Here is a 21,942-nt window from a genome sequence, read left to right on the forward strand (position 1 = left end):
AGATGTGGCCAGTATGGTGGTGCGCGCCGCCGAGCCGCCCTCGCAAGGTCGTCACGGGCGGTGGAGCCAACCGGGAGAACCTGCCTTGAGTCGTGAAACTGACACTCCGTCCTCCGGGCCCAACGGGCGCGGCGGAGCCGCATACCCCTCGGGCACGCCGCCGTACGGGACCCCCATGGCTTCCGACGACGGTACGGACGCGGGCCGTTCGGCCGCGCAGCCGGAGGAGCGCAAGACCGAGACCACGCTGACGACCCGGATCCGGATCAACATCCCCGGATCCCGGCCGATTCCGCCCGTGGTCGTCCGCACTCCCGTCACGGACACGGCCGAGGCCGGCGTGAGCGAGGAGACGGGCACGCACGCGATGCCGGCCGCCCCCGCCATGGCCACCGGCACCACCGAGCCGCCCGCCGCCGATCCGGCGCCCGCGCCCGCCCCCGACGAGAAGGCCAGCGACTGGTTCGCGCCCCGCAAGTCCGGCCCCGCCAAGGGCCCTCAGCGCGGCGGCGCCACCAACGGCGCCGGTACGCCCGGCGCTTCGCCCGCCGCCCCGCCGAGCGGCCCGGCGGCCCCGGGCGGTCCGGCGGCCCCGGGCGGTGCGCGTCCGGGCGGCGGCCGTCCCGGCGGTGTCGTCGGCTCCATGAGCGTGCGGCCCGGTGCCACGAACGGCGCGGGGCTGCCCACCGGCGCGACCGGCGGCCCGGTGGCCCCGGGGCACGGCGGCGGCACCGGTTCCTTCGACGTGACCGAGGCGCTCGCCGCGGGCCCGCTCGGCGGCTCCCGGGGCGGCGCGAAGGGCGGCGGCGAGACCCGCCGCGACGAACTCCCGTACTTCTCCGACAACGGCGGCCAGAACGGCGGCCCGGCCGGTCCCGGCGCGCCCGGCGGCGGCCCGGCCGGTCCCGGCGGCCCCAGCGGCTTCAACGGCCCCGGCCTGCCCGGCGGCCCCGGCGGTCCGCAGGGCCCGGCGGGCCCCACCGGCGGCCCGGTCACCGGCGACGGCCCGTTCGTCCCGCCGGTCAACGGCGGTGAGCCCTTCGGCGCGCCGAACGGCACCGGCCGCCCGGGCGCAGGCCCCGCCGCCCGCCCGGGCGCTCATGCCGGACCCGGCGCGCGCACCGCCCCCGCCGGTGCCGGCCTCGGCCCCGGCGGCGGCCTGAGCGACGACACCGCGATCCTCACCCCGCAGAAGCCCGCGCCCGAACCGGGCATGCCCGGCTACGGCGCACCGGCGGACAACGTCTCCGGCCACACCGTCACCAGCGGCATCCCGGTCGTCCCGCCGGGCTCCGGCTCCCCGTTCGCGCCGGGCACGCCCGCCGACGGGCCGCTGCCGCACACGCCCCCGAAGCTGCCCGAGCCGGTCTCGCCGCCGCCCGCCGGGTCCAAGGGGAAGGGCAAGGCCAAGGCCAAGAAGAAGCGGAGCAAGCTGCCGCTGCTCGTCGGTGTCGTGGTGGTCGCTGGTCTCGGTGTGTATGGCGCCGGGCTGCTCATGAACCACTCCGACGTGCCCAAGGGCACCACCGTGCTCGGCGTCGACATCGGCGGCGGCACCCGCGACGACGCCGTCAAGAAGCTCGACGACGCCTTCGGCAAGCGGGTCAACCAGCCGCTGAAGCTGTCCGTCGACGGCAAGACCGTCTCGCTGCCGCCGGACCAGGCGGGCCTGCAGTTCGACATGCAGAACACGGTCGAGGCCGCCGCCAAGAGCGACTACAACCCGGTCTCCGTGATCGGCTCCCTCTTCGGCCAGAAGCGGGTCGTCGCCCCCGTCATGCCGGTCGACGAGGAGAAGCTCCAGGCCGCCCTCAAGGACCTCGGCGGCAGCTCCGGCTCCGTCACCGAGGGCACCATCAAGTTCACCTCCGGCAAGGCCGTCGCGGTCTACGGCAAGGCGGGCAAGGGCATCGACGCGGCCGCGTCGATGACAGCGGTCAAACAGGCCTACGAGACGATGGTCGAGACCGACTCGGCCTCACCGGTGACGGTGTCCACGACCACCCAGCAGCCGGCGATCACCAAGGCCGAGGTCGACCGCGAGATGAAGGCGTTCGCCGAGCCGGCGATGTCGGCCTTCGTCACGGTGAAGACCGACACCGGCGTCCAGCTGCAGTTCAGCCCGCAGAACTCCCTGTGGAAGTTCCTCCGGGTCAAGGCCGTCGACGGCAAGCTGGTCGACAGCCCCGACCTGAACGCGCTCAAGGGGCTCTACGGCAACACCTTCGACAACGTCAAGATCACTCGCGCCTCCGGGGACAAGACGGCCGTCACCCCGCAGGACGTCTACGTAGCCCTGCGCCAGGCGCTGTTGAGCAAGAGCAACCGGGTCGGGGTCATCGACACCAACCCCAGCTGACGTCGCCTTCCAGAGGGGGGGGGGGGGGGGGGGGGGGGGGGGGGGGCGGCCGGCCCGGGGGGGGGGGCGCCCCCCCCGCCCGGGGGGGGGGCGGCGCGGGGGGGGGGGGGGGGCCGGCCCCCCCCCCCCCCCCCCCCCCCCCCCCCCCCCCTCTCGTCGTGTCACCCCCCGCCCATGACATCTGTCATGCCGCTCTCCGGACGGTCGGCACTGCCCCCGGCCCCGGCCCCGCCGCCAGCATGGACGCATGACAACGACAGCGGCGACGACGGGCACCGGTACCCCGGTGGTGGTCGGGTTCGAGCGAGTGAGCAAGATCTACGGGAATGTGCGGGCCGTCGACGGGCTCTCGCTGCGGCTGCACCCGGGGGAGACCGTGGCCCTGCTCGGGCCCAACGGCGCGGGCAAGTCGACCACGCTCGACCTGTTGCTCGGCCTCAAGCAGGCCGACGGCGGCACGGTCAGCGTCTTCGGCACGAGCCCGCGCGAGGCCATCGTCGCCGGACGGGTGGGCGCGATGCTGCAGAGCGGCGGCCTGATGGACGAGGTCACCGTGCGCGAACTGGTCAAGCTCGCCTGCGACCTGCACCCGAAGCCGTACAAGGTCACCGACGTCCTCGCCCGCGCGGGCATCTCGCAGATCGCCGACCGCAAGGTCAACAAGCTCTCCGGCGGCCAGTCCCAGCGCGTCCGCTTCGCCCTCGCCACCGCCGGCGACAGCGACCTGATCGTCCTGGACGAGCCGACCACCGGCATGGACGTCTCCGCCCGCCAGGCCTTCTGGGCGACCATGCGCGAGCAGGCCGACCAGGGCCGTACGGTCCTCTTCGCCACCCACTACCTCGAAGAGGCCGACGCCATCGCCGACCGGGTGCTGGTGCTGCACCGGGGCCGGCTGCTCGCCGACGGGACGGCCGCCGAGATCAAGGCCAAGGCGGGGGCCCGGCGGATCTCCTTCGACCTGGAGGGCGAGATCGACGAGACGCCGCTGCGGGCGCTGCCCTTCCTGACCGTCATGGACGTCTCCGGCCAGACCGTCCGCATGCAGTCGTCCGACGCCGACGCGACCGTCCACGCGCTGTACGGACTCGGCGTCTACCCCCGCAACCTCGAAGTCGCCGGGCTCGGCCTGGAGCAGGCGTTCGTCGCCATCACGGAGGCCGAAGAGGCCAAGGAGGCCCCGCAGTCATGAACGCGCTCATCAAGCTGGAACTCGCCCGCGCCCTGCGCAACCGCAAGTTCCTGTTCTTCTCGGTGATCTACCCGTCGATCATCTTCCTGCTGGTCGCCGGCCAGGGCGGCACCGGCGACACCGTCGACAACTCCGGCCTGTCCGTCGCCGCCTACGTCATGGTCTCCATGGCCTCCTTCGGCGCCCTCACCGCCGTCCTGATGGGCAACAGCGAGCGCATCGCCAAGGAACGCGAGAGCGGCTGGGTACGGCAGCTGCGGCTGACGACCCTGCCCGGCCGCGGCTATGTGCTGGCGAAGACGGCGAGCGCGGCCGTGGTCAGCCTGCCGTCGATCGTCGTCGTCTTCCTGGTCGCCGCGACCGTGAAGGACGTACGACTGGACGCCTGGCAGTGGCTGGCGCTCACCGGCGCGATCTGGGCCGGCAGCCTGGTCTTCGCCGCGCTCGGCGTCGCCATCGGGTACCTGGCGAGCGGCGACGCGGTCCGGCCGATCACGATGATCACCTACTTCGGCCTGTCGATCCTCGGCGGCCTGTGGTGGCCGTCCTCCTCCTTCCCGACCTGGCTCCAGGACATCGCGAAGTGGCTGCCCACGCACGCGTACGCTGCCCTGGGACGGGCCATCGAACAGAGCCAGGCCCCGAAAGCCCAGGACATCGCCATCCTCGTCGTCTTCTTCGCCCTCTTCGTCGGCGGCGCGGCCTGGCTGTACCGGAAGGACACGCTGAAGGCGTGAGCGCCATGACGGAAGACCTGCGGTCCGAGGACGAAGCCCGGGCGGACCGGCTGGTGCGGATCGGCCAGCCGCCCCGCAGCCGGAGCGAGGCGATGCGCAAACTGGTGTGGATCCTGCCCTGGCTGTTCTTCCTGGCCTCCCCGGCGCAGGACCTGGCCTCCGGCCACCACTCCACCGGGGCCACGGCGGCCGGCTGGGCGGGTCTGACGGCCTTCGTCGGGATCTACCTGACCATCGTCTTCCGCTCCATGGGCAGGCCCTTCCGGGGCGGGATCGTCACCGCCGCGATCGCCGTGGAGTGGACGCTCGCGGTCACCCTGGCCTTCAGTCTCGGCGGCTCCTGGTTCGGCCTGTTCGTGTACGTCTCCGTGATGTGCGGAGTGACCTTCCCGCTGCGGGTCGCCTACTGGACGATCCCGCTGACCACCGTCGCCATGATGGGGGCGGGCTGGTACCACCACGACATGGACGAGGCCTGGGGCCTGTTCCTCGTGGTGCTCCTGGTCGGTTTCTCCATGACCGGGGTACGGCAACTCGTGGCCACCACCATCGAGTTGCGCAAGGCCCGCGCCCGGGTCGCCCAACTGGCCGCCAACGAGGAGCGGTTGCGCCTCGCCCGCGACCTGCACGACCTGCTCGGCCACTCGCTCTCCCTCATCACCCTGAAGAGCGAGCTGGCCGGCCGGATGCTCCCCGACCACCCCGACAAGGCGGCCCAGCAGGTCTCCGACATCGAACAGGTCAGCCGCCAGGCCCTGGTGGACGTCCGGGAGGCCGTCACCGGCTACCGGCGGCCCCGGCTCGCCGCCGAACTGGCCGGTGCCCAGGTCGCCCTGACCGCCGCGGCGGTCACCGCCGAGGTCCCGGTCGACCCCGACCTCACCGGCGTACCCGAGGAGTGCGAGGCGGCGCTCGCCTGGGCGTTGCGCGAGGCGATCACCAACGTCGTACGGCACAGCGGCGCGAGCGTCTGCACGGTCGAGCTGCTGCGCCGTCAGACCCTGGACGGGCCGGTCCTCGAACTCACCGTCGAGGACAACGGATCCGGCGGTTCGGGCAAGGGTCCCGGCAACGGTCTCACCGGGCTCACCGAACGCCTGGAGAAGACGGGCGGCACGCTGGAGGCGGGCCGGGTGAAGCGCGGTTTCCGGCTGGTCGCCCGGGTGCCCCTCGGCTCCGGCCTGGCCGTAGGATCCGGTGCATGAGCAGCACGATCAAGGTCCTCCTCGCCGAGGACCAGTCGATGGTCCGCGAGGCGCTGGCGGCCCTGCTGGGACTTGAGGACGACATCGAGGTCGTGGCCCAGGTCGCGCGCGGTGACGAGGTGCTGGCCGCGGCCCGGGCGAACGACATCGACGTCGCCCTGCTCGACATCGAGATGCCGGGCTGTACCGGCATCGAGGCGGCGGCCCGGCTCCACGAGGCGCTGCCCGCGGTGAAGCTGGTCGTCCTCACCACCTTCGGCCGCCCCGGCTACCTGCGCAGCGCGATGGAAGCGGGCGCCGACGCGTTCCTCGTCAAGGACGCCCCCGCCGCCCAACTCGCCCAGGCCGTCCGCAAGGTCCTCGCCGGCGAACGCGTCATCGACCCCACCCTCGCGGCAGCGGCCCTCGCCGAGGGCGCCAACCCCTTGACCGACCGCGAGCGCGAGGTCCTCCGCGCGGCGGCCGACGGCTCCACCAACGCGGAGTTGGCAGCGGCGCTCCACCTCTCCCAGGGCACGGTACGCAACTACCTCTCGACGGCCATCCAGAAACTGGCGGTCCGCAACAGAGCCGAAGCGGTCCGCATCGCACGGGAGAAGGGCTGGCTGTAGGCCGGTTCAGAGGGTTGCGGCCGACCGGGCACCGCCGACCACGCCGTCGTGGCCGAGCGCCGTCGCGGCGGATCGAAGAGACCGGTGGAGGCCATGGTGACGGACGCGAGTGAGGCTGACAGGCAGCGGTGACATGTCGGCGCCGGGCAGTGCAGCCAACCAAGGGGCGCGGGGAACTGCGCGACCAGCCCCCACGCACCCGCAGCCGCGCACGCACCGCCACCCTCACGGCGAACAGGCCCCCAACCCCCTCAGTTGAGACGGGCCCGAGCCGCCCGGGCCTCCCCCCGCACCTTCTCCGCCGCCCCCTCGTCGACGACGTCGATCAACCCCGCGTACTGGTCCAACTCCTCGGCCCCGTCGACGAAGTCACCCCGCTCGACCAGCAACCGCGCCCGCTCGTACCGCAGTCGCGCGGGATGCGACGGCAGCAGCAGCGAGAGGTCCACCGCCCACAGCCCCACGTCCGACCGCTCGGGACGGGCCGCCGCCCAGGCCCGTACGTTGTTGAGGATCCGGCGCACGACGTCCAGGGGATCGGCCGGCTCCAGCATCGCCGGTTCCAGCGGCACCCCCGCCGCCCCCACCACCAGCATCTCCGCGTCCGCCCCGGTCAGCACTCGCCCCCCGTCGAACGGATCGGCCAGCACCTGCTCCTCCGCCGCCCCGAAGCCGACCACGAAGTGCCCCGGCAGCGCGACCCCGGACACCGGCGCCCCGGCCCGCCGGGTGACCTCCAGCCACACCACGGACAGCAGGATCGGCAGCCCGCGCCGCCGCCGCAGCACCTCGTGCAGCAGCGAGGACTCCAGCCGGCGGTAGTCCGCGGCGGCGCCGTGGAAACCGAACCGCTCGCCCAGCACCCGGTGCGCCGCCGTGGCCCAGTCGTGCGGTCCGCCCGGCCGGTACGGCAGCTGCCCGGCCAGCCGGTCCAGCTCCATCTGCGCGGCGTCGATCCCGTCCTCGTCGAGCGAGCCGTCGGCCGCCGCGCCCAGCAGCAGGCACAGCGTCGCCAGATCGGGCCGCTCCGACCGCGCCTCCTCGGCGAACCGCCCCCGTACCTCGGCGGCCCGCTCGGACGACGGCGGACATGGATGTGGTCGACGGGAGTGCATAGCTGTCTCGTGCCCCTTCGGAATGATCCGTACCGCTGTGCCGCCCGGACTCAGCGGCCGTCCGCCTCCGGTCCCCGGTAGTGGTGGTACGCGTGGTGCGCCGCGAAGCCCAGCCGCGCGTACATCGCCCGCGCCGCCTCGTTGTCCGTCTCCACCTGGAGCCAGGCGGCCGACGCGCCCTCCTCCAGCGCGCGCCGGGCGAGCGCGGCCATCACCTCGCCGGCCAGCCCCCGCCGTCGTAGCGCCGGATCCACCTCGACGGCGGCGAACCCGGCCCACCGGCCGTCCACCACCAACCGCCCGATGGCCGCCGGGGCATCCCCCTGCGCCCCCGGCACGGTCGCGAACCACACCGAGGGCCCGCTCCCGAGCACCCGCAACGCGACCTCGCTCACCCCTTTGCGCTGGTAGCGCGCCAGCCAGGCCTCGTCGGCCTCCCGGGCGAGCAGTACCCCGGCCCCCTCCGCCCGGTCCGCCACCGGCGCCAGCCCCCCGACCCACAGCTCGGCGCTGACCTCGCGTGTCCACCCGCGCCGCGCCAGCTCCGCGCAGAGCAGCTCCTGCGTGCCCGCGGCGCCGGTCGCGGTCTGCACGTACGCGGGCAGCCCCCGTACGCCGTACCACCGCCGTACGGCCTCCAGGGCCGCGTCGAGCGGCAGCCCGGGATCGCCGAGCGGCAGCACGCTGTTGGCCCGCCGGGTGAACCCTCCGGAGGCCCGCAGCTCCCACGCGCCGAGCCGCTCGCTCTCCACCGGCCGCCAGCCGCGCGCGGCGACCCGCGCGAGTTCCTCGTACGTCGCCGCGGGCCCCCGGCGGCGCGCCGGGGCGGCCGGCACCACCTTGCCCGCCACCAGCGCGGACTCCGGTATCCGGACGGTCGCCCCGTCCCGCCGTGTGATCGTCAGCACGCCGTCGTCGTCCCATGATGTGAGAACACCCACCGTGTCGGTGAACTTCTCCTCGGGGACGTCATTCCCGGTCAAACGTCGCACGGAGACCCGTTTACCCACGTCAGCAGCGGTGATGCGGACCTCGAAGCGTCCCGCGGCAGAGATTTCCACTGGTCAGTTCACCCCTCCTGTTCGGATCATGCCCAGGAACGGAGATACTAGGGGCGGGCATCGACGACGCCGCGCTCCCGCGCGCCAGGCGGCGGAGCCTACGGAGGCCCGCCAGCGCCCAATCGAGGAGGAACGACAGCGTGACCTACGTCATCGCGCAGCCTTGTGTCGACGTGAAGGACAAGGCGTGCATCGAGGAGTGCCCGGTCGACTGCATCTACGAGGGCCAGCGGTCCTTGTACATCCACCCGGACGAATGCGTCGACTGTGGTGCCTGTGAGCCGGTCTGCCCGGTCGAGGCGATCTTCTACGAGGACGACACTCCGGAGGAGTGGAAGGACTACTACAAGGCGAACGTCGAGTTCTTCGACGACCTCGGTTCCCCGGGCGGCGCCAGCAAGCTGGGCCTGATCGAGCGCGACCACCCGTTCGTCGCCGCGCTGCCCCCGCAGGCCGAGTAGTCCGCACCGGCGGCCCGCCGCATCATCGTGCCGCCTCGGTCCCGTACGCCCTGATCACGCCCGATCGGCGCCGTACGGGACCGAGGCGTTTGCCGTACCGGCCGTCGTCAGTCGTACCGGTCGTACCGAAGAAAGTGAGCCACCCACCGTGTCCGCAGTCTCCGACCGTCTGCCCACCTTCCCCTGGGACAAGCTGGAGCCGTACAAGAAGACGGCAGCGGCGCACCCGGACGGCATCGTCGACCTGTCGGTCGGCACCCCGGTGGACCCGGTCCCCGACCTGATCCAGAAGGCCCTGATCGACGCGGCCGACTCGCCCGGCTACCCCACGGTCTGGGGCACCCCGGCGCTGCGCGACGCGATCACCGGCTGGGTCGAGCGCCGCCTCGGCGCCCGTGACGTCACCCACCGCCACGTCCTGCCGATCGTCGGATCCAAGGAACTCGTCGCCTGGCTCCCCACCCAGCTGGGCCTCGGCCCCGGCGACAAGGTGGCCTACCCGCGCCTCGCGTACCCCACCTACGAGGTCGGCGCCCGCCTGGCCCGCGCCGACTACGAGGTCTACGACGACCCGCGCGACCTCGACCCGGCGCGCCTGAAGCTCCTCTGGCTGAACTCCCCGTCCAACCCGACCGGCAAGGTGCTCTCCCGGCAGGAACTCACGGAGATCGTCGCCTGGGCCCGCGCCCACGGCATCCTGCTCTTCTCCGACGAGTGCTACCTCGAACTGGGCTGGGAGGCCGACCCGGTCTCCGTCCTGCACCCGGACGTCAACGGCGGCTCCTACGACGGCATCGTCGCCGTCCACTCCCTCTCCAAGCGCTCCAACCTCGCCGGCTACCGCGCGGCCTTCCTCGCCGGCGACCCCGCGGTCCTCGGCCCGCTCCTGGAGATCCGCAAGCACGGCGGCATGATGACCTCGGCCCCCACCCAGGCGGCGGTCGTGGCGGCCCTCTCCGACGACACCCACGTCCAGGAGCAGCGCGAGCGCTACGCCTCCCGTCGTACGGTCCTCCGGGAGGCCCTCCTGTCCCACGGCTTCCGCATCGAACACAGCGAGGCCAGCCTCTACCTGTGGGCCACCAGGGACGAGTCCTGCTGGGCCACGGTGGCCCACCTGGCCGACCGGGGCATCCTGGTCGCACCGGGCGACTTCTACGGCGAGGCGGGCGAGAACTTCGTACGCGTGGCCCTGACGGCGACGGACGAGCGCGTGCGAGCGGCCGTGGAGCGGCTCTCCTGACGGACGCGGCTCTTGAAGCCGGCCCCAGCCAGAGCGCCCCGTCAGGGGCGCGGGGCTGTATCGATGTGCGGCTCCGCCGCGTGGGCGCGATCAGCCCCCACCGGCCGAAAGCCGAAGCACAACGAGAAGGGACCCAGGGAAAACCCCGGGCCCCTCCTCAACTCACCGGCGTGACCGCGTCGGCGTCAGCCACCCAGCGGCAGACCCTTCACCGGCAGCCCGCCCTTCGCGAGCCCGTCCGTCGGCAGCCCGCCACCCTTCGTCGCGGTGGACGCCGTGTCACCCAGCAGCCCACCGGCGGAGCCGGCCGCGTCACCCGCGGTGTGCTGCACCACCGGCGCCGCCTTCTTGACGGTCTTGCCGCCGGTCTTGCCCGCGGCCGGCACCGTCGACTCGACGGCCTTGCCCCCGGTGTGGCCGACGACCCCGGTGACGTGCTGCGTCGCACCGTCGGCGGTGTTGCCGACGCTCGCCCCGTCCAGCGCGGTCAGACCGCCCAGGTCGGGGGTGGCCGGCAGACTCGGGGCCGCACTGGCGGAGCCGGCCGCACCGACCCCGGCAGCCGCTCCCGCTGCGACGAGCAGCGCGGCACGGGCGATCCGGCGGGTCAGAGGGAGGGACATGATGCTCCATTCGACGGGAGGGAACGTGATCGCCGTGACTACCGCTCGAAGCCCGCGAAGGTTGCGGAGGCCCAAGGTAAAGAATTGATAACGCATCGCATTATCGGGTGTGGAGAAAAACGGGCAAACAGTGCCCCGCCGGTGCCTCCGCAGAATCCTTACGGCTGAGCGTTCCCAAGGGATTTCGGGCGTGCGGGAGTGACCGTGCGAAAACCTGAGCACGCCACCTGTGCGTTCCGCCCGGGCCGACCCGCCGGAGTGAAACCCCGAACTACTGCCCGGTGACGATCCGCACCGAGCCCGCGGACTTCTCCGCGCCGCCCGTGCTCTGCGTACCGGCCGCCGCCTGCCACCGGCTGTCCGTGCTCCCGGCGGCCCACTCCCGGCCCGCGTACGACACCCGCTGGATGTGCAGCGCCGAGGCGTTGGCCACCGCCCAGTGCGCGAGCTGCCAGCCGCGCTCGCTCTCGGTACGGCCCGTCTTGTCGGTCTTCTTCCCCTCCGGCACCGGCACGGTCACGGTCCGCCCGTGCGCCGTGGCGGTCACGCTCGGCGTCGGCGTCGGCGACTTCGCCGAACTGCCGTTGACCTCGGCGCCGGCCTCCTCGACCGCGTCCCGCCCGAAGTCCCGTACGAGGGCGGTGCGCACCGCGTCCGGACCGGTCGCCGTGGCCGCCGCCGTCTCGGTCGCGGCCGCCGGCCGCCCGTCACAGGTCAGCGTGGCCGCCGCCTGTCCGGTCAGCGCCGCCGCGAGCAGCGTGGCGTCGGTCTCGTGCTTGGCGTACGCCTCCGGGTAGCCGCTGCGCTGCACGCGCTGCGCGGCCACCGTCAGCGGCAGGCTCTCGTAGTCGGCCACCTTGGCCAGATGGGCGTAGAACATCCCCGCCGCGTACGCCGGGTCCAGGATCTGCTTCGGGGTGCCCCAGCCCTGCGAGGACCGCTGCTGGAACAGGCCGAGGGAATCCCGGTCGCCGTGCTCGATGTTGCGCAGCCCCGACTCCTGGATCGCGGTCGCCAGGGCGATGGCCACCGCCCGCTCGGGCATACCGCGCCCGGTGCCGACGGCGGCGATCGTCGCCGCGTTCACCGCCTGTTCGGGCGTGAACTGGTACGACTCGCCGTCGCTGCGGCCCGAGACGACCTTGCAGCCCTCGGCTCCGCCGCCTCCGGTCACGTACTGGACGACCAGATAGGCCGCGACGGCACACAGGATGAGCACGCCGGACACGAAACGCAGGAGGCGACCGCGGCGCTTGGGACGGTTGGGGGACGGCTCTGGCACGCGTACAACATACTGGAGAGTACGAGCCGTCCACCGCTGGGTCCGGAAGCCTGTGAATCAGCCCGGAGGACGCGGAGCGCTAGGGTCGAGGTCATGGCCGACACCTCGCTGGACCTCGCCTCGGACGCCGCCGCGCTCACCGCGCAGCTCGTCGACTTCGCCTCGGAGAGCGGTACCGAGAAGCCGCTCGCGGACGCGATCGAGAGCGCACTGCGCGCGCTGCCGCACCTGACGGTCGAGCGGTACGGCAACAACGTGATCGCCCGGACGAACCTGGGCCGGGCCGAGCGCGTGATCCTGGCCGGCCACATCGACACCGTCCCGATCGCCGACAACGTGCCGTCCCGGCTGGACGAGGACGGCGTGCTGTGGGGCTGCGGCACCTGCGACATGAAGTCCGGCGTCGCGGTCCAGCTGCGCATCGCGGCCACCGTCCCGGCCCCCAACCGCGACCTGACCTTCGTCTTCTACGACAACGAGGAGGTCGCCGCCCACCTCAACGGCCTCAAGCATGTCGCCGAGGACCGTCCGGAGTGGCTGGAGGGCGATTTCGCGGTCCTCCTGGAGCCCTCGGACGGCGAGGTCGAGGGCGGCTGCCAGGGCACCCTGCGCGTGCTGCTGAGGACGAAGGGGGAGCGCGCGCACTCGGCGCGCTCCTGGATGGGCTCCAACGCGATCCACGCGGCCGCCCCGATCCTCGCCCGCCTCGCCTCGTACGAGCCGCGCTACCCGGTCATCGACGGCCTGGAGTACCGCGAGGGCCTCAACGCGGTCGGCATCTCCGGCGGGGTGGCGGGCAACGTCATCCCCGACGAGTGCGTGGTGACCGTCAACTTCCGGTACGCCCCGGACCGGTCTGAGGCCGAGGCCCTCGCCCACGTCCACGAGGTCTTCGCCGACTGCGGGGTCGAGGAGTTCGTGGTCGACGACCACAGCCCCGGCGCCCTGCCCGGCCTCTCGCACCCGGCCGCGGCCGCCTTCATCGAGGCCGTCGGCGGCACCCCGATGCCCAAGTACGGCTGGACCGACGTCTCCCGTTTCTCGGCCCTCGGCGTCCCGGCGGTCAACTACGGTCCCGGCAACCCGCACTTGGCGCACAAGCGGGACGAAAGGGTGGAAATCGCCAAGATCCTGGCCGGTGAGGAGCGTCTGCGCACCTGGCTGACCAGCTGAGTCACACGGCGCGGCTTCGCACCGGACATGCCGACGTCCCGCGCCTGTAACCCGCGCGGATCTACGCTGAGGTGGAAACACCTGCAAGCGGAGGGAGCGCTTATATGCCTACCGGTAACCCTGAGGGGAAGAAGGTGCCGCCGGACGAGCAGCGCCTGGGACCGGTCCTCCGACGGCGCGGTCAGGTGACCGCGAGCACGACGGACCAGCGCCTGCTCGACGCGGGCGGACCCTCCGACTGGGTCCACACCGACCCCTGGCGGGTGCTGCGCATCCAGTCGGAGTTCATCGAGGGCTTCGGCACGCTCGCCGAACTCCCGGCCGCGATCAGCGTCTTCGGCTCCGCGCGGACGCCGGTGGACTCGCCGGAGTACGAGGCGGGCGTGAAGCTCGGCCGCGGCCTGGTCGAGGCCGGCTGGGCCGTGATCACGGGCGGCGGCCCGGGCGCGATGGAGGCGGCCAACAAGGGCGCCCTGGAGGCGGGCGGCGTCTCCGTCGGCCTCGGCATCGAGCTCCCCTTCGAACAGGGCCTGAACCAGTACGTCGACATCGGCCTCAACTTCCGCTACTTCTTCGTGCGGAAGATGATGTTCGTCAAGTACGCGCAGGGCTTCGTGGTCCTGCCCGGCGGCCTCGGCACCCTCGACGAACTCTTCGAGGCCCTCACCCTCGTCCAGACCCAGAAGGTCACCCGCTTCCCGATCGTCCTGTTCGGCAGCGCGTACTGGGGCGGCCTGGTCGACTGGCTGAAGAACACGCTGATCGCCCAGGGCAAGGCGTCCGAGAAGGACCTCCTCCTGTTCCACGTCACCGACGACGTGGACGAGGCGGTGGCCCTGGTCTCCAAGGAGGCGGCCCGCTAGGGGCGCCGGGGAAAGGCGGCCCGGGGGCCCGGCGCGGACGACGGACTACGCCAGGCCCCGCCGGGCCACCGCCGGCGGCCGGTGCCCGGCGATCGACGCCACCATGTCCAGCACCTGCCGGGTCTCCGCCACCTCGTGCACCCGGTACACCTGCGCCCCCAGCCACGCCGACACGGCCGTGGTCGCCAACGTACCGATCACCCGTTCCTTCACCGGCCGGTCCAGGGTCTCGCCCACGAAGTCCTTGTTGGACAGCGAGACCAGGACCGGCCATCCCGTCTCCACCATCTCGCCCAGCCGCCGCGTCGCCTCCAGGCTGTGCCGCGTGCTCTTCCCGAAGTCGTGCCCGGGATCGATCATCACCGACTCCCGGGGCACCCCCAGCGCGACGGCCCGCTCGGCCAGCCCGAGGGTCACCCGCAGGATGTCGGCCATGACGTCGTCGTACGTCACCCGGTGCGGCCGCGTCCGCGGCTCGGCCCCTCCCGCGTGCGTGCAGACCAGCCCCACCCGGTACCGCGCAGCGACCTCGGCCAGCCCCGGATCGACCCCGCCCCAGGCGTCGTTCAGCAGATCCGCCCCGGCCTCGCAGACGGCCTCCCCGACCGACGCCCGCCAGGTGTCCACGCTGATCACGACGTCCGGGAAACGCCTGCGCACCTCCGCGACGAACCCCACGGTGCGCCGCGCCTCCTCCGCCGCGGTGACCTCCTCGCCCGGCCCGGCCTTCACCCCGCCGATGTCGATGATCGCGGCCCCCTCGGCGACCGCCTGCTCCACGCGCGCGAGGGCCGGTTCGTCGCGGAAGGTCGCCCCCTGGTCGTAGAACGAGTCCGGGGTCCGGTTCACGATGGCCATGATCACCGGTTCGTGGGGCGCGAATTCCCGCCTGCCCAGCCTGAGCATCGCCTGTGACCTCTCGTAGTAAGTCCCTCGGTACGGCCGCCTGCGACCCTAACTGTCAGACTCGCATGGCACGATCGGACACAGACACATTCGACACTGAGCAAGCCCTGGGAGCCACCGCGATGGTTATGTTCCTGTTCCTGGTCGTCGCGCTCGCGGTCGTGGTCGCCGCGGTCACGCTCTCCGTGGTGAGCGGCGGCGAGAGCGGCCCGCTGCCCGAGGTGGCGCCGGAGCGGCTCCAGGACCCGCTGCCCCCGGACCGCCCGGTGAACCGCGCGGACGTGGAGAGCATCCGCTTCCCGCTCGCCCCGCGCGGCTACCGCATGGCGGACGTCGACGACGCGCTCAGCCGCCTCGGCGCCGAGCTCGCGGAGCGGGACGCCCGGATCGCCGACCTCGAGTCCGCGCTGGCCGGCGCCCAGGCCGCGCCGCACACCGCGCACACCTCCCACACCTCGCTGGACAAGCCCCAGCCGGAGGACCGGCCGTGACCGACGGCGCGGCCCTGGCGGGCCCGGACGGCGGACTGCGCTGCCCCTGGGCCCTGTCCACCGAGGACTACGTGGCCTACCACGACGAGGAGTGGGGCCGCCCGGTCCACGGCGACGACGCCCTCTACGAACGCCTCAGCCTGGAGGCCTTCCAGTCGGGCCTCTCCTGGATCACGATCCTGCGTCGCCGCCCCGGCTTCCGCGCCGCCTTCGCCGGCTTCCGCATCGAGAAGGTGGCCACGTTCACCGACGAGGACCGCGAGCGCCTCCTCGCCGACGCCGGCATCATCCGCAACCGCTCGAAGATCGACGCGACGATGGCCAACGCGAAGGTCCTCGCGGAGTGGGAGCCGGGCGAGCTGGACACCCTGATCTGGTCCTTCGCCCCCGCCCCGGGCACCTATCCGGCCCCCAGGACCCTGTCCGACGTCCAGGCGGTCACCCCGGAGTCCACAGCCCTCTCGAAGACCCTCAAGAAGCGCGGCCTCCGCTTCATCGGCCCGACAACGGCCTACGCCCTGATGCAGGCCTGCGGCCTGGTCAACGACCACCTGGAAAGCTGCGTGGCCCGTAGCGCCCCGTAAGGGGCAGCGCCCCTTTAGGGGCGCGGGGCCGAGTCGATGTGCGGCTGCCGCCGCGTGGGCGCGACCAGCCACACCACACCCGCAGTTCCCCTCGACGAGTCACCGCCCCAAATATTTGGGCTTCTCCTTGTTCACAAAAGCCTGCACGGCAATCGCGTGATCCTCGGAGGCCCCGGCCCGGGTCTGCAACTCGTCCTCCTTGTCCAGCGTCTCGTCCAGGGAGTGGTCGAGACCGAAGGCCACCGCCTCCTTCAAGGCCGCATAGGCCACCGTCGGACCGGCGGCCAGCGCCCGCGCCACCTTCTCCGCCTCGGCCCGCAGCTCGCCGGACGGCACCACCTTGTTCGCGATGCCCAGCTCGTACGCAGCCTGCGCGCTGATGCTCCGAGGGAAGAACAGCAGGTCAGCGGCCCTGCTCGGCCCCACCACCCGAGGCAGCGTCCAGGAGACCCCGGAGTCCGCGGTCAGCGCCACCCCCGCGAACGACGTGTTGAACGCGGCCGTATCGGCGACCACCCGGTAGTCCGCGGCGAGCGCGAACCCGAACCCGGCCCCGGCGGCGACCCCGTTCACCCCGGCCACCACGGGCTTCGGCGCCGACACCAGCGCCCGGACGATCGGGTTGTAGTGCTCCCGGACCGTCGTCATCGTCTGCCCGCCCCCGGTCTCCCGGTCGGACGCCAGCAGCGTGATGTGTTCCTTGAGGTCCTGCCCCACACAGAATGCCCGGTCCCCGGCCGCGGTCAGCAGGATCGCCCGGACGGCCGGGTCGGCCGCCGCCTCCTGCGCGGCGTCCCGAAGGGCGACCTTCGTCGCGATGCTGAGCGCGTTCATCGCCTCGGGGCGGTTGAGCGTGATCGTCGCGAGCCCGTCGCTCACTTCGTAGAGCACGGTGTCGGCCATGGTGCGTCCCCTCCGTCGTCATCGTCGTCGCGGCTGACGTACCGCTCAGTACGTCGATGCCCGAGAGACAGCATGGCGGAGATCGCCGTCCGGGGACCGGACCCGACGTGTGACCTGCGTCAAAGAAAACCGGGGGCGACTCGGTCGGCGTAAGGACGTGAGTCGGCGCAGTATCGCAGTCACATCGCCGAATTGAGTGGTTTTGCTCGCGTGCGTTGCCCAAGCGATGCCGACTGATGTTGGTCATCGGGTCCTGAGATGCGGGATAATGGCTTGGAAGCAATGTGTTCGATGCCGGTGTCGCGTGTCCGCTCGGGATCACGCGTGCCCTCCAGGGCCGTCGGTAGACGATGAGCTGTTGTCAGGAAGGGGAACGAGCATGGCGGCCATGAAGCCGCGGACGGGTGATGGCCCGCTCGAGGTGACCAAGGAGGGGCGGGGCATCGTCATGCGCGTTCCGCTCGAAGGCGGCGGTCGGCTCGTCGTCGAGCTGACCCCTGACGAGGCCGCGGCGCTCGCCGACGCCCTCAAGAACGTCGTCGGCTGAGGCGTCAGCGCCCAAACCCTTTCGGCCGCCCCGGTACCGCACGCGGTACCGGGGCGCAGCCGTGTCTGGGGGAGGTGCCCGGCCGTTGCCGGGGAGAGGCGCCCGCCGGGTTCAGCGCTTGACCGCGCAGAGCAGCCCGTCGCCCACCGGCAGCAGCGACGGCATCAGCTCCTGGCTCTCCCGGACCGTGCGCAGCAGTTCGCGCAGCCGCAGCACCTCGGTGGGCTGCGGACCGGAGTCGACCGTGCGGCCGTTGGCGAAGACGCCCTCGAAGACGACCAGTCCGCCCGGGCGGAGCAGGCGCAACGATTCAGCGAGGTAGTCGGAGTACTCCTGCCGGTCGCCGTCGCAGAAGACCAGGTCGTAGCCGGCGTCCGCGAGGCGGGGGAGTACGTCGAGGGCGCGGCCGGGGATGAAGCGGGCCCGGTTGCTGGCGAAGCCGCACGCGCGGAAGGCGTGCCGGGCGAACTGCTGGTGCTCCGGCTCGGGGTCGACGGTCGTCAGGACGCCGTCCGGGCGCATGCCGTGCAGCAGGTACATGCCGGACACCCCGCAGCCCGTACCGATCTCGGCGACGGCCTTGGCGTCCACGGAGGCGGCGAGCAGACGCAGCGCGGCGCCCGTGCCGGGCGACACCGAGCGCAGCCCCGCCTCGCGGGCCCGGTCCCGGGCCCAGCGCAGTGCTTCGTCCTCGGCGACAAAGGCGTCGGCGAACGCCCAGCTCGTCTGCCGGTTGCCGGTAATGACCCTCTCCTGTCCCCGTGGTTGCCTGGGCGTGACTGTATCCGTTGGCACCGGGAACCCGCAGATGGGACCAGGCGTTTATGGGGGTGGAAGAGAAGGCGGGGGGACACGAATGGATCACGATGACGAGCGGGCGGTCGAGCAACCGCTGATGCGGACGGACGAGCCGGGTCAGCACAGATCAAGTTCTTGTAAAACCGCTTATCCGGTGCTAACGGGCGAGGTGGCTATGGTAGGGGCTCCACTGGACACCACCAGAGCCGACAGGGGAGGTGCGGCCGCGCCTGGGGATCGGGGAGGAGTGCTGCGGCGCTTCCTCGGGTCGGCAGGCAGGCCGAAATCCGTGAACGACACCGCTGCTGACCCCAGCCACGCCGACGCACTCGCCATGGGCGAGGACCGGACCGCGACCTTCTCCACCGACGCGGACGGGCAGGCATGGACTCCGCCCACGTGGGAGGAGATCGTCAGCACGCACAGCGGCCGCGTCTACCGCCTGGCCTACCGCCTCACCGGTAACCAGCACGACGCCGAGGACCTCACCCAGGAGGTCTTCGTCCGCGTCTTCCGCTCGCTGTCGACCTACTCGCCGGGCACCTTCGAGGGCTGGCTGCACCGCATCACCACCAACCTGTTCCTCGACATGGTCCGGCGCAAGCAGCGCATCCGCTTCGACGCCCTCGGCGACGACGCGGCCGAGCGCCTGCCCAGCCGTGAGCCCACCCCCTCGCAGGCCTTCAACGACGCGCACTTCGACGCCGACGTCCAGCAGGCGCTGGACACCCTCGCGCCCGAGTTCCGCGCCGCCGTCGTCCTGTGCGACATCGAGGGCCTGTCCTACGAGGAGATCGCCGCGACCCTGGGCGTCAAGCTCGGCACGGTCCGCTCCCGGATCCACCGCGGCCGCTCCCAGCTGCGCAAGGCCCTCGCGCACCGCGACCCGGGGGTCCGCAAGGCCGAGCGCCGCTCCTTCGTGCCCCGTGTTCCCGCACTGGGAGGAGGGGGCGCGACCGCGTGAGTGGATCACGACCGAAACCCGCCGAGCGTGCGCTCGCCGAACAGCATCTGGGAGATCGACTCTCCGCCCTGGTGGACGGAGAACTCGGTCATGAGTCGCGCGAGCGCGTCCTCGCCCACCTGGCCACCTGTGCCCGGTGCAAGGCCGAGGCGGACGCCCAGCGCGCGTTGAAGAGCGTCTTCGCGGAGGCTGCCCCGCCGCCGCCCTCCGAGAGCTTCCTGGCCCGTCTCCAGGGCCTTCCCGGGGGCGACCCGGACGGCGGCGGCTCGCCGTTCGGCGGGGGAGGCGCCACGGGGCGCGGAGCCGCCGACGGGATCTTCGGTGTGAGCCGGGAGGACCGCTTCGAGTTCGGCTACGTCCCCGCCCGCCCGCACGATCCGGCCGCGGTCGCCGACCGGGGCTTCCGCATCCACCCCGTCGGCCGCCCGGACGGCGACCGCTCCGCCTCGCGCGGCATGCGGTTCGCGTTCGTCGCCGCCGGGGCCGTCTCGCTGGCCGCCGTCGCCCTCGGCGGGGTCACCGCGGGCATGCCCGGCTACCCGGCCGCCGACGCCCGTTCCACCGGCGGCGGCAGCGTCGCCCCGGCCGGCACGGCGGGCACCGGCACCTCCGGCGCCGCCGACTCGCAGCGCCGCCGCTCGCTCAGCCCGCTGCTGGCCTCCGGCACCCTGCTCGGCGGCACGACCGCGGTCCCCACCTCGGTCTCCGCACCGCTGCTGCCCGGGGTCCCCTCCCCGGCCGCCGGGCAGAAGGCACTGCGCGCACTCACCGCGCCGGTCATGGCCGGCGCGGCCGCGGTCTCCCCGCTGATACGACCGCTGACCGCCACCCCGCCGTTCGCCCTCACCTCGTGGAACGCCCCCGAGGCGACCGGCACCGGCCTGTTCGCCGCACCCGTCCCCGACACGACCTCCGCTCCCTCGTCCCCGTCCCCCGCTCACTCCCGCTCCTCGCGCACGGCCCACTGACCGGCCGTACCACCTGCTGAACGCTCCTGCCGGGTGGCCCGTGAACCTGGTTGAATCCTGTGAACCAGCCATGCCCGTGGCGCTGTCCCGGGCACGGATTCGACCTTTCCGCGAGCCCGCCCGTGCAGGGGGCCGCGGTCAGCCCACGAGGAGAACATGGACGAGGGGATACCGACGTCACCGGAGACAGCCGGCGACACGGTGCCTGCCACGGGGGAGCGGGCGAAGGAGGTGACACCCGCCGCGCCGAGCGAGGCGGCCGTGGACACCGACCGCGACTTCGGACTCGCGCGACCGGGGACGACCCCGGGCGCGAGGAACGTCCGAGAGGTCTCCGAGGGTTCCGAGGGCTTTACGGGCTCCGAAGGCGGTGAGCGCGGCGGCTCCGGGGGCGACGGCGAACCGGTGCGGGCGGCCGCCGCATCGCCCGAGGCCGCCCAGCAGCCACCGCCACCGCCGCTGTTCCTGCCGCTCGACGAACCCCGGGACGGGCGGGCGCCCCTCCAGCAGGCCGGTGCGGTCGCGCCCTGGGAGCGGCGCCGGACGCGGAGCCGGCGGACCCTCGTGGCGGGCGCGTTGCTGCTCGCGGTGGTCTCCGGTGCCGTCGGCGGGCTGATCGGTGCCTATCTGGAGCGCACCGGCGGGCTGGAGTCCGTACAGCTGCCCCAGCCCGGCCCGCCGCCGCCCGGGCGGCCTCCGGGCAGCGTCGCCGCGATCGCCGCGCGGGCCCTGCCGAGCGTCGTCACCCTGCGGGTCACCGGCGCCGGCGAGCAGGCCACCGGCACCGGCTTCGTCCTCGACACGCGCGGGCACATCCTGACCAACAACCACGTCGTCGCGCCCGGGGTGTCCGCCGGCGGCCGGATCACCGTCACCTTCAGCGGCGGAACCGCCGCCAGGGCGACCGTCGTCGGCCGCGACACCGGCTACGACCTCGCCGTGGTCCAGGTGCACGGCGTGCGCGGCCTCACCCCGCTGCCGCTCGGCGACTCCGACGCCGTCCGCGTCGGCGACCCGGTCGTCGCCATCGGCGCCCCCTTCGACCTGCCGGGCACCGTCACCGCCGGGATCATCAGCGCGAAGGAACGGCCCATCACCTCGGGCGGCGGGAGCGGCGACGGCAGTGACGTGTCGTACGTCGACGCCCTGCAGACCGACGCCCCGATCAACCCGGGCAACTCCGGCGGCCCCCTGCTGGACGTCCATGCCCGGGCCGTCGGGGTGAACTCCGCGATCCGGTCCGCCGACGACCAGGACGGCCCCGGCGACGGACGGGCGGGGTCGATAGGACTCGGGTTCGCCATACCCATCAACCAGGCCGAGCGGGTCGCCGAGGAACTCATCGCGACCGGGAGGGCGACCCACCCGGTCATCGGGATCACCCTGGACATGGACTACACCGGCGACGGCGCCCGGATCGACGCCAAGGCCGCCGACGGCGGACCCGCGGTCGCTGCGGACGGCCCCGGCGCCCGGGCCGGACTGGCGGCGGGCGACGTCATCACCGCGCTCGACGGGCAGCCCGTCCACTCCGGTGAGGAACTGATCGTCCGCACCCGTGCGCACCGCCCCGGCGACCGGCTGAGCCTGACCGTCGAACGCGCCGGCGCCGAGAAACGGCTCACGCTGGTCCTCGGCTCTTCGGACAGGAACTGACAGAAACCTCACAGGCGAGGCCCCGTCCGTGCCCCGACTAGGCAAACAACCCGGAAAACCGGTCGTACACACGCAGTCGGACACCTCGGGACGGTACCGGTCGGACAGGTCCGCCGGGTACCGTGGACCCGGCCCGGACCACGGAACACCCGCAACAGCGACCGGAGGGCCGAGGACCGAGGACATCGCAAGGAGCTTCA

Annotated in this window: 22 protein-coding genes; 15 read left to right on the top strand and 7 right to left on the bottom strand. The window is 72.9% G+C overall.

The window, feature by feature from the left end; genetic code table 11:
* The first annotated feature begins 85 nt into the window (after nucleotides 1-85).
* From ACIPSJ_RS12595 to ACIPSJ_RS12615, 5 genes are all read left to right on the top strand, one after another.
* Complete coding sequence (locus ACIPSJ_RS12595; protein WP_401345454.1) at nucleotides 86-2,359, top strand: hypothetical protein; 2,274 nt, start codon at nucleotides 86-88, stop codon at nucleotides 2,357-2,359.
* 247 nt (nucleotides 2,360-2,606) lie between these two features.
* On the top strand, nucleotides 2,607-3,551 hold the full coding sequence (locus tag ACIPSJ_RS12600; protein ID WP_401345456.1) for an ABC transporter ATP-binding protein: 945 nt from the start codon (nucleotides 2,607-2,609) through the stop codon (nucleotides 3,549-3,551).
* Nucleotides 3,548-4,288 (top strand): ABC transporter permease, encoded by a 741-nt coding sequence (locus ACIPSJ_RS12605; protein WP_355722769.1) that lies wholly within the window; start codon nucleotides 3,548-3,550, stop codon nucleotides 4,286-4,288. The genes ACIPSJ_RS12600 and ACIPSJ_RS12605 overlap by 4 nt, the downstream gene beginning before the upstream one ends.
* Before the next feature lie 5 nt (nucleotides 4,289-4,293).
* Complete coding sequence (locus ACIPSJ_RS12610) at nucleotides 4,294-5,493, top strand: sensor histidine kinase (protein ID WP_401346236.1); 1,200 nt, start codon at nucleotides 4,294-4,296, stop codon at nucleotides 5,491-5,493.
* A complete protein-coding gene (locus ACIPSJ_RS12615; protein ID WP_359226437.1) occupies nucleotides 5,490-6,104 on the top strand; it encodes a response regulator transcription factor in 615 nt (204 codons plus the stop codon). The genes ACIPSJ_RS12610 and ACIPSJ_RS12615 overlap by 4 nt, the downstream gene beginning before the upstream one ends.
* Nucleotides 6,105-6,355: 251 nt before the next feature.
* Here the strand turns inward: ACIPSJ_RS12615 and ACIPSJ_RS12620 are convergent, their stop codons facing one another.
* A complete protein-coding gene (locus tag ACIPSJ_RS12620; RefSeq protein ID WP_359226439.1) occupies nucleotides 6,356-7,219 on the bottom strand; it encodes a transglutaminase-like domain-containing protein in 864 nt (287 codons plus the stop codon).
* 50 nt (nucleotides 7,220-7,269) lie between these two features.
* A complete protein-coding gene (locus ACIPSJ_RS12625) occupies nucleotides 7,270-8,280 on the bottom strand; it encodes a GNAT family N-acetyltransferase (RefSeq protein ID WP_401345458.1) in 1,011 nt (336 codons plus the stop codon).
* A 140-nt stretch (nucleotides 8,281-8,420) separates the two neighbouring features.
* Between ACIPSJ_RS12625 and fdxA the strand changes: the two genes are divergently transcribed.
* Together fdxA and ACIPSJ_RS12635 are read left to right on the top strand one after the other, a co-directional pair.
* Nucleotides 8,421-8,741, top strand: coding sequence for a ferredoxin (gene fdxA, locus ACIPSJ_RS12630; protein ID WP_079659886.1), 321 nt, complete (start codon nucleotides 8,421-8,423; stop codon nucleotides 8,739-8,741).
* 148 nt (nucleotides 8,742-8,889) lie between these two features.
* Complete coding sequence (locus tag ACIPSJ_RS12635; RefSeq protein ID WP_401345460.1) at nucleotides 8,890-9,984, top strand: bifunctional succinyldiaminopimelate transaminase/glutamate-prephenate aminotransferase; 1,095 nt, start codon at nucleotides 8,890-8,892, stop codon at nucleotides 9,982-9,984.
* A gap of 185 nt (nucleotides 9,985-10,169) precedes the next feature.
* Here the strand turns inward: ACIPSJ_RS12635 and ACIPSJ_RS12640 are convergent, their stop codons facing one another.
* Together ACIPSJ_RS12640 and ACIPSJ_RS12645 are read right to left on the bottom strand one after the other, a co-directional pair.
* Nucleotides 10,170-10,607: an ATP-binding protein gene (locus ACIPSJ_RS12640; RefSeq protein ID WP_401345462.1), complete on the bottom strand. Its 438-nt coding sequence runs from the start codon at nucleotides 10,605-10,607 to the stop codon at nucleotides 10,170-10,172.
* 271 nt (nucleotides 10,608-10,878) lie between these two features.
* Nucleotides 10,879-11,889 (bottom strand): heavy metal transporter, encoded by a 1,011-nt coding sequence (locus ACIPSJ_RS12645; RefSeq protein WP_401345464.1) that lies wholly within the window; start codon nucleotides 11,887-11,889, stop codon nucleotides 10,879-10,881.
* A gap of 93 nt (nucleotides 11,890-11,982) precedes the next feature.
* On the opposite strand from ACIPSJ_RS12645, the gene dapE reads away from it, so the two are divergent.
* Both dapE and ACIPSJ_RS12655 read left to right on the top strand, forming a co-directional pair.
* Nucleotides 11,983-13,062, top strand: coding sequence for a succinyl-diaminopimelate desuccinylase (gene dapE / locus ACIPSJ_RS12650; RefSeq protein WP_401345466.1), 1,080 nt, complete (start codon nucleotides 11,983-11,985; stop codon nucleotides 13,060-13,062).
* A gap of 104 nt (nucleotides 13,063-13,166) precedes the next feature.
* Nucleotides 13,167-13,925, top strand: coding sequence for a TIGR00730 family Rossman fold protein (locus tag ACIPSJ_RS12655; RefSeq protein ID WP_355722791.1), 759 nt, complete (start codon nucleotides 13,167-13,169; stop codon nucleotides 13,923-13,925).
* A gap of 45 nt (nucleotides 13,926-13,970) precedes the next feature.
* On the opposite strand, the gene folP is transcribed toward ACIPSJ_RS12655, so the two are convergent.
* Nucleotides 13,971-14,831 (bottom strand): dihydropteroate synthase, encoded by an 861-nt coding sequence (gene folP, locus ACIPSJ_RS12660; RefSeq protein WP_359226452.1) that lies wholly within the window; start codon nucleotides 14,829-14,831, stop codon nucleotides 13,971-13,973.
* A 122-nt stretch (nucleotides 14,832-14,953) separates the two neighbouring features.
* Here folP and ACIPSJ_RS12665 point away from each other — a divergent pair, with 122 nt between their 5' ends.
* Nucleotides 14,954-15,322, top strand: coding sequence for a DivIVA domain-containing protein (locus ACIPSJ_RS12665; RefSeq protein WP_393542632.1), 369 nt, complete (start codon nucleotides 14,954-14,956; stop codon nucleotides 15,320-15,322).
* Nucleotides 15,319-15,906 (top strand): DNA-3-methyladenine glycosylase I, encoded by a 588-nt coding sequence (locus ACIPSJ_RS12670; protein WP_359226456.1) that lies wholly within the window; start codon nucleotides 15,319-15,321, stop codon nucleotides 15,904-15,906. Before ACIPSJ_RS12665 ends, ACIPSJ_RS12670 begins: the two co-directional genes overlap by 4 nt.
* A 99-nt stretch (nucleotides 15,907-16,005) precedes the next feature.
* On the opposite strand, the gene ACIPSJ_RS12675 is transcribed toward ACIPSJ_RS12670, so the two are convergent.
* Complete coding sequence (locus tag ACIPSJ_RS12675; protein WP_401345469.1) at nucleotides 16,006-16,809, bottom strand: enoyl-CoA hydratase/isomerase family protein; 804 nt, start codon at nucleotides 16,807-16,809, stop codon at nucleotides 16,006-16,008.
* Nucleotides 16,810-17,188: 379 nt separating this feature from the next.
* Between ACIPSJ_RS12675 and ACIPSJ_RS12680 the strand changes: the two genes are divergently transcribed.
* Nucleotides 17,189-17,356, top strand: coding sequence for a DUF3117 domain-containing protein (locus ACIPSJ_RS12680; RefSeq protein ID WP_069751535.1), 168 nt, complete (start codon nucleotides 17,189-17,191; stop codon nucleotides 17,354-17,356).
* Nucleotides 17,357-17,467: 111 nt separating this feature from the next.
* On the opposite strand, the gene ACIPSJ_RS12685 is transcribed toward ACIPSJ_RS12680, so the two are convergent.
* Nucleotides 17,468-18,151, bottom strand: coding sequence for an O-methyltransferase (locus tag ACIPSJ_RS12685; protein WP_359226459.1), 684 nt, complete (start codon nucleotides 18,149-18,151; stop codon nucleotides 17,468-17,470).
* Between the two features lie 250 nt (nucleotides 18,152-18,401).
* Here ACIPSJ_RS12685 and sigE point away from each other — a divergent pair, with 250 nt between their 5' ends.
* The 3 genes from sigE (at nucleotide 18,402) to ACIPSJ_RS12700 (ending at nucleotide 21,742) form a co-directional block, all read left to right on the top strand.
* On the top strand, nucleotides 18,402-19,118 hold the full coding sequence (gene sigE, locus ACIPSJ_RS12690; RefSeq protein WP_355722805.1) for an RNA polymerase sigma factor SigE: 717 nt from the start codon (nucleotides 18,402-18,404) through the stop codon (nucleotides 19,116-19,118).
* Complete coding sequence (locus ACIPSJ_RS12695) at nucleotides 19,115-20,086, top strand: zf-HC2 domain-containing protein (protein ID WP_401345472.1); 972 nt, start codon at nucleotides 19,115-19,117, stop codon at nucleotides 20,084-20,086. The genes sigE and ACIPSJ_RS12695 overlap by 4 nt, the downstream gene beginning before the upstream one ends.
* A 156-nt stretch (nucleotides 20,087-20,242) precedes the next feature.
* Nucleotides 20,243-21,742 carry a S1C family serine protease gene (locus tag ACIPSJ_RS12700; protein ID WP_401345474.1) on the top strand — a complete coding sequence of 500 codons (1,500 nt, stop codon included), beginning with the start codon at nucleotides 20,243-20,245 and terminating at the stop codon, nucleotides 21,740-21,742.
* Nucleotides 21,743-21,942: the final 200 nt, after the last annotated feature.

It is taken from the genome of Streptomyces sp. NPDC090088 (assembly GCF_044747345.1).
GTDB lineage: Bacteria > Actinomycetota > Actinomycetes > Streptomycetales > Streptomycetaceae > Streptomyces.